6 protein-coding genes are annotated in these 7,083 nt (G+C 40.2%); 1 reads left to right on the top strand and 5 read right to left on the bottom strand.

Going from position 1 to position 7,083, the window contains the following annotated elements:
* The first annotated feature begins 661 nt into the window (after nucleotides 1–661).
* Nucleotides 662–2,533, top strand: a complete 1,872-nt coding sequence (locus B2V92_RS15330; protein ID WP_293309656.1) for a DNA topoisomerase IV subunit B — start codon at nucleotides 662–664, stop codon at nucleotides 2,531–2,533.
* Nucleotides 2,534–2,704: 171 nt separating this feature from the next.
* Here B2V92_RS15330 and B2V92_RS15325 read toward each other — a convergent pair whose 3' ends face one another.
* The 5 genes from B2V92_RS15325 to B2V92_RS15305 all read right to left on the bottom strand — a co-directional run.
* On the bottom strand, nucleotides 2,705–3,160 hold the full coding sequence (locus B2V92_RS15325; RefSeq protein WP_293309654.1) for a DUF3368 domain-containing protein: 456 nt from the start codon (nucleotides 3,158–3,160) through the stop codon (nucleotides 2,705–2,707).
* Complete coding sequence (locus B2V92_RS15320) at nucleotides 3,153–3,380, bottom strand: UPF0175 family protein (protein ID WP_293309652.1); 228 nt, start codon at nucleotides 3,378–3,380, stop codon at nucleotides 3,153–3,155. The genes B2V92_RS15325 and B2V92_RS15320 overlap by 8 nt, the downstream gene beginning before the upstream one ends.
* Nucleotides 3,381–3,533: 153 nt before the next feature.
* Nucleotides 3,534–4,556 (bottom strand): YihY/virulence factor BrkB family protein, encoded by a 1,023-nt coding sequence (locus B2V92_RS15315; protein WP_293309650.1) that lies wholly within the window; start codon nucleotides 4,554–4,556, stop codon nucleotides 3,534–3,536.
* 7 nt (nucleotides 4,557–4,563) lie between these two features.
* Nucleotides 4,564–6,879 (bottom strand): BamA/TamA family outer membrane protein, encoded by a 2,316-nt coding sequence (locus B2V92_RS15310; protein ID WP_293309648.1) that lies wholly within the window; start codon nucleotides 6,877–6,879, stop codon nucleotides 4,564–4,566.
* Nucleotides 6,863–7,083 (bottom strand): hypothetical protein (locus B2V92_RS15305; protein WP_293309646.1); only part of this gene is annotated, 221 nt, incomplete at its 5' end. The genes B2V92_RS15310 and B2V92_RS15305, both read right to left, overlap by 17 nt.

The following is a 7,083-nucleotide window of genomic DNA, read 5'->3' as shown; positions in this document are numbered from 1 at the left end:
GATGTAAGATGGATGATGTAATATGGATGATGTAAGATGGATGATGTAATATGGATGATGGACGAAAAGTTGGTATGGTTAACTGTTTACCCTTCGACTACGCTCAGGGGGTTAATCGGTTAACTGATGACTTGGGCAGGTATAACAGATTATTTAGAGGAAATATAAACCTTAGTGTCTTTGTGCCTTTGTGGTAAAAATTTGTTTATTGGTCATTAGTTCACTGCATGGTTAACTGTTTACCCTTCGACTACGCTCAGGGGGTTAATCGGTTAACTGAGCAAGTGAAACAGAAAAACTTGGTGTCTTGGTGGTCGAAATTTGTCATTGGTTCATTGGTCATTTTTGATTATTTTGTAAAGTTGAAATGTTTTGGATGTTGTGATTTGTTCATTGGTCATTTGTTTACTGGTCATTAGTGATTTGTTCATTAGTACTAAAGTCCATCATCCATTTTACATTCTACATCATCCATCATTGTTCACATGTGGAAACTTTCTTTTGCTAGCCTCGCATAATAAATTTATTATTGTAAGATAATTCTGAAGAGAAAATCTGGAGATATTTTTATTTTCATTCATCAGGCTTATTTCTACAAATTCTTCATCGCCCGGCAAATCAAAAAATGCGGGGTTTTCACTGAAGAACAGATAAACACAGTATGGCAGAAGTAATTTATAACGACGACAGTATCCGTTCATTAGATTGGAAAGAGCACATCAGGCTTCGTCCGGGGATGTACATTGGTAAACTTGGCGATGGCTCTGCGCAGGATGATGGTATTTACGTTTTATTAAAGGAAATTGTAGATAACTCTATCGATGAGTTTGTAATGGGAACCGGAAAAACCATCGAAATTACCCTTTCCGAACAAAAAGTGAATGTACGTGATTATGGTCGTGGTATTCCATTGGGTAAGGTAATCGATTGTGTGAGCAAGATTAATACCGGGGGTAAATACGACAGCAATGCTTTCCAGAAATCGGTGGGTTTAAATGGGGTAGGTACAAAGGCGGTAAATGCACTTTCTACCAGTTTCACTGTACAATCATATCGTGATGGAAAAACGAAAAAAGTAGAATTTTCTAAAGGAGAAATTGTAACCGAGCAACCGGTAATCGATACCACGCAGCGTAATGGTACGGCAATTACCTTTTATCCCGACGAAACCATTTTCAGAAACTACCACTATATTCCGGATTTTGTGGAGAGCATGGTTTGGAACTATGTTTTCTTAAATACCGGTTTAACGGTAAATTTTAATAACCAGAAATATTTTTCGGAAAGAGGTTTGTACGATCTGCTTTCTAAATTTAATAAGCCAGAAGAAATCCGTTACCCGATTATTCACATGATTGGTCCGGATATTGAAATTGCGATGACCCACGGACAGCAATATGGCGAAGATTACCATTCGTTTGTTAACGGACAGCATACTACACAGGGTGGAACACATCAGGCAGCTTTTAGGGCTGCGGTAGTGAAAACCGTTCGCGAGTTTTATAAAAAAGAGTTTGACGCATCGGATGTGCGTTCATCAATTATTGCAGCGATTTCTGTACGTGTACAGGAGCCGGTTTTCGAATCGCAGACCAAAACCAAACTGGGTTCGCAGAACATGGGGCCTGAAGGACCATCGGTAGCTACTTTCATCAACGATTTTGTTAAGAAAGAACTGGATGATTACCTGCACAAGAATAAAGAAGTTGCCGATGCATTAGAGAAAAGAATTCTGCAATCAGAACGGGAGCGGAAAGATATTGCGGGGATTAAAAAACTGGCTAACGACAGGGCAAAAAAAGCATCATTACACAATAAAAAACTCCGCGATTGTAAGGTACATTTCAACACCCCACATGAGAAACGTTACGAAACCACCCTTTTTATTACCGAAGGTGATTCAGCATCGGGTTCGATTACCAAATCTCGCGATGTAGATTGCCAGGCCGTATTTAGTTTGAAGGGTAAGCCGTTAAACTGTTACGAACTGACCAAAAAAGTGGTTTACGAAAACGAAGAGTTTAACCTTTTACAGCATGCTTTAAATATTGAAGATGGCCTGGAAGGGCTTCATTATAACAACATTGTAATTGCAACCGATGCCGATGTTGACGGGATGCACATCCGTTTATTGATGATGACTTTCTTTTTGCAGTTTTTCCCCGATCTGGTAAAAGCAGGTCATGTTTATATTTTACAAACACCGCTTTTCAGGGTGAGAAATAAAAAAGAAACCATTTATTGTTACAGCGACGAGGAACGCAGAAATGCGATCGAAAAACTGGGCAACAAACCTGAAATTACCCGATTTAAAGGTTTGGGTGAAATCTCGCCGGATGAATTTGGTTTATTTATCGGTAAAGACATCAGGCTAGATCCGGTGATTTTAAAAGACCAGACGATTAAAAGCCTACTCGAATACTACATGGGTAAAAACACACCCGATAGGCAACAGCACATTATCCGGAACCTGCGTATAGAGAAAGATGAAGTGACGGAGGAGCCTAAAGTAATTACGGAAGAGGTGGCGTAAATGAGATTATTCCGTTTCGTGTAGACACGAAACGGGGAGTAGGAAAAGTCCGTCATTGCGAGAAGGCTTTTTCAGCCGACGAAGCAATCTTACAACGATCGCTATCAGCGTTTGCGTTAGGATTGCTTCGTGGCGGGCAACGACGACTCTTTGCGCTCCACCAGATATTACTTATTCTCCAGCATCTTTAATTATTTGTGTAGTCAACCATTCAGAAATCCTAAAATTAGTTTGTTGGATTTTGAGAATGTAAGGTTTAACTAGTGGAATAATGCCATTAAGTTTGGCGTTAAGTATTACACCAACTGTACCCGTGATGTTGAGTTCAAGCTTTTTAGCAAACCTCCTTCCTTCTGCATCATCTATAATGAGTAGATCAGCATGGGTTTCTATTGCAAGTACCATAGCACTGGCCTCTCCTATATCTACGTTTTCAGCATAGTCATACAATAGGTTGCGGTTTTGCACGGCTTTCACATCCACCCAATCGGGTAGTCGCTTTCCATATTCAGCAGCTATTTCAGGAGTTGTTATTACCTGTTTATACAAAGAATGGAGGATATGCATACCATCTATTTTATCAAGCGTGATGAAACAGCTGGCGTCAGTGATGACAATTTTATCCAATACGGGCATTTCTGAACATTTCAAGATCTTCAGCCGCACTTTCGTCCAGGTAATGGACATCATACTTAATCAGGATTTCAGCAAAATCCCATTTTTTCATATGGCACATTTCAGCAGCCTGACCCAAAGTCAATTTACCTGCTTCATACAGTTTGGCTGCAATAAAGCGTGTTGTTTCCTCATGCTCTTTCTCAAGGGCTTCGGGAACTTGTATGGTCATTGTAGTCATGATATAAAGATACGTATTATTAAAATTTAAAACAAAATGTGCTGGAAATGACGATCGCAAGGGCATCTTCTAGAATAGTTCTTGCATTAAGATTGCTTCACGCCCTCACCACATACCAGCTCTTCGGTTCGCAATGACGTAACATCACCCCTTACCCACATCCACCGTATCTTCGGGGTGCTGCGGCGGCAGTACATCTACCTTTTTCTCTACAATAGTGATTTTGGTAAACACGGCATATTTACTAGGGGAGATGCCGTTATCATATTTTTCGGCATAGGCCTGGGTAAATTCGGCCCCGAAATATAAAATGATAGAGGTATAATAAATCCACAGTAAAATTACGATAATGGAACTGGCTGCGCCAAAAGCAGAACCCGGATTACCTTTTTCGATGTAAATCCCGATAAGGTACTTACCCAAACTGAAAAGGACCGCGGTAAATAACGAACCGATAATGGCCGATTTCCATTTGATATTTACATCGGGCAGCACCTTAAATATGATGGTGAATACGGCCGTAACCGCTGCAAGGGTAATTACGTTGTTTAAAATATAAATGAGCAACTGCATGGTATCGTTTGCTACCGGAATTACCTCATCGATATCACTTTTAGAAACAAATGAAACCAGTTTATCGCCCAAGCCTACCACCACACTATTAATTACCAGCGAAACGAGTAGCAAAAAACCCATTGATACGATCAGAGAGAAGGAAAGCAGCCTGTTGGTAAGCATTTTGAGCCAGCCTTTTTTAGGGATGGCCTTTACCTTCCAGATGATGTTGATGCTATCCTGTATTTCGATAAAGATGGCCGTTGCTCCAATAATAAGGGTACCGATACCAATAATTAAACCGATGGTAGATTGACCCGATTTATTGGCATGTTCTACAAAACCCTGTATCTGTGTGGCGGCATCTTTGCCTACCATTTCGGTAATCTGACCAAAAAACTGACCTCTTGTTTGTTCGTTTCTTTTATCACCAAAAAATAGGGTAGCGGCAGAAAGTACGATAATAATAAGCGGTGTAAGCGAAAAAATGGTGTAATAAGCAAGCGAAGCACTTAGTTTGGTTACACGATCTTCTACAAAACCTTTCCCGGCAGCAATAAACAGGTGGTAAAGCGCAATAAAAAAACGTTTGATCTTGTTGATTAGTTTCATCGAAATACTAAAATGGATAGCCTATGCCAATATTAAAAATTAAATTCTGTCTGCGCCAATCTTTATTCCCAAAGGCAATATCATCAAATACCCATCTTTGCCCTTCAGGTAAATAAGGTTTTCTCAAAGGGAAAGCCACATCCAAACGTACCACAAAAATGGTAGCATCAACACGTAAACCCGCGCCGGTACCAACGGCTAGCTCATCAAAAGTATTTTTTAACTTAAAGCCCGATCCAAGTCTTGCAGTTTCTGGTTTGCCAGGTTCTCCAAGATCTTCTTTTCTCAACCATATATTACCTGCATCTACAAACAAGGCACCGTATAATACGCTTACCAATTTAAAACGGAGTTCTGAATTGAGCATCAATTTGATATCACCACCCTGATCGGCAAAAATGGCATCATCCTTTACTTTATAAGTACCCGGACCTAAGGTACGTGCCGGAAACGCCCTGATATCGTTACTTCCCCCTGCAAAAAACTGTCTTACAAAAGGTAAAGAGGTACTATTGCCGTAAGCATAACCATAACCCAGGTTTAAACGGTTGGCCCAGATCAGGTTGCGGTTAATTTTGTAATAATCCCTCAAATCAGCCTCTGCCCTGATAAACTGGGTAAGTGGTGTATTGAATAAGGTTTTTTGTCCCTGATCATTTTTAGCGGTAAATAGTCCCCAAACATTACCACCTGTTTCTAAACCACCAAAGAAATATACATTATTTCGTCGGTTGGTTTCCATCTGGTTGGTATAGGTAAAGTTGTAATTGCTACCAATGATAAACTGGTTTTCGAGGGTGCTTCTTAAAAGAGGATTAGCATCAAACAAGTTCTTCTTTGTAGTTGCATCAGGGAAACCTGTTGAAACGTAACTGATTGATATCGGGTTGAAATTATGCTCTTTGTACTGGTTCTCCTTAAAATTGTAACCATATTCACCTTTTATGGCGCGTAGGGTATATTCAGAACCACGGCTAAGCAATTGATAAGAAAGCGAAGTAATGGTTTTGGGGATGAAAGCATTTGTGCTATTCGGTTTATAAAACGGAACAATGAGCCTCGGGAAAGTTAATTTTGCTTCTGCAGTTAGCGATAGCGAATTACGGCCCAATGAAGTTCCTTTGGTCTGCGTTTCGAAACCACCGCTTACACTCACATCCAGCTGTTCTGCATTTCTGAACAGGTTACGGGTGGTTTGTGTTACTTTTACTTCCGAACCCACAAAGTTGTTCGATTTACTGGTTCCGGTAACCGAAAAGCTCAACGAGTTTTTCTTAAGCGGAGTAAGGTATATATTCAGATCCAACTGACTGTTTTTGAAACTATCGATCGGTAAAAACTCTGCCCTAACATCCCTGAAAGCGCCCACATTAACCATCCGGTTTAGCGATTGGTTATGGTCTTTACGGTTATAAGGTTCGCCTTTCTGGAAGAAAACCAAACGATCGAACAATTTTGGTTTAAAAGTATTCCGGTCGTCGTAAATACTGAAATCGTGATATTCAAGCGGTTTCAGCTTTCTTAATACGGTATCTCTCCGCAGGCTGTAACTAGGGTAGATGTTGATATTACGGATGGTATAAGGCTTTAAACCGGCATCAGGTGCAATATCTTTAACCTTAACAGTAACATTTACCAGGTTTTTGCCAATGGTGCTGTCAATCTGAAGGATCAGGTAATCCGGACTGAAATAAAAATAGCCCTGTTCTTTCAGGTCGTTATCAATTCTGATGCGTTCGTTTTTATAGGTATCCAGGTCATAATAATCACCTACTTTCAACAGGGTTTTATCCTTGTTCTGGTTAATGATTTTGGTTAAAATGCCACTATCAGGTGGAAAAGTGATTTTATTTATCTTGTAACGGTTACCGGTTTCGGCCGTGTAAACAGCCTTGCCTTTTTTTCCTGTAATAATGGTATCGCCGGTAACAGCGGCCTGTAAATAACCCTCACTAATCAGGTAACTGGTTAATACATCGTTATTGTATTTCAATTTAACTTCGTTTAACAGCACAGGGGCTTCGCCCTGTCTGCGGATCCAGTTTCTAAGCCCTTTTGGTTTTTTGGGTTCTCCGGCCAGGTTATAAATACCCAGTTTAAACTTTATTCCTAAAATAGATTTGTTGGGACGTGGCCTCGTTTTGCTTTCGAGATCTTTTTTTACCTGTTTTTCATCCTCAATTTTGCCCGACGAATCTGGATTGATCTTTACTTCGGCACCAGTATATAAGTATTGTCCCGGCTTTAACGATTTCGTAGAGCTACACGCAGCCCAAACTAAGCAGGCCAGTATAAATAAAATTGGTCTAGTTAGTTGTTTCATTTTTAGGTTTTTGTTCAATGTTTCTTCTGTTTCGTTTTTTCTGGAAAATCTCTCTGAATTTATTGTAATCTACCACAAGGGTGAAACCCAGTCCTGTTTCAATAATCTGTCCCTGTACAATTACGTCGTTCTGGTTGCGCCTGTAAGCCCGCAACCTATATCTTCCATCAGCCGATAAGGCATATTCTACATTTACATTCCCGC

This window comes from Pedobacter sp. UBA5917 (assembly GCF_002432345.1).
GTDB lineage: Bacteria > Bacteroidota > Bacteroidia > Sphingobacteriales > Sphingobacteriaceae > Pedobacter.
Note: the sequence above shows the minus strand (reverse complement) of the source record. Positions and strands in the feature narration are given on the sequence as shown.

Coding starts and splice junctions, on each gene's coding strand:
- B2V92_RS15330 (WP_293309656.1), top strand. CDS start 662: ATGGCAGAAGTAATTTATAACGACGACAGTATCCGTTCATTAGATTGG.
- B2V92_RS15320 (WP_293309652.1), bottom strand. CDS start 3,380: ATGACCATACAAGTTCCCGAAGCCCTTGAGAAAGAGCATGAGGAAACA.
- B2V92_RS15315 (WP_293309650.1), bottom strand. CDS start 4,556: ATGAAACTAATCAACAAGATCAAACGTTTTTTTATTGCGCTTTACCAC.
- B2V92_RS15310 (WP_293309648.1), bottom strand. CDS start 6,879: ATGAAACAACTAACTAGACCAATTTTATTTATACTGGCCTGCTTAGTT.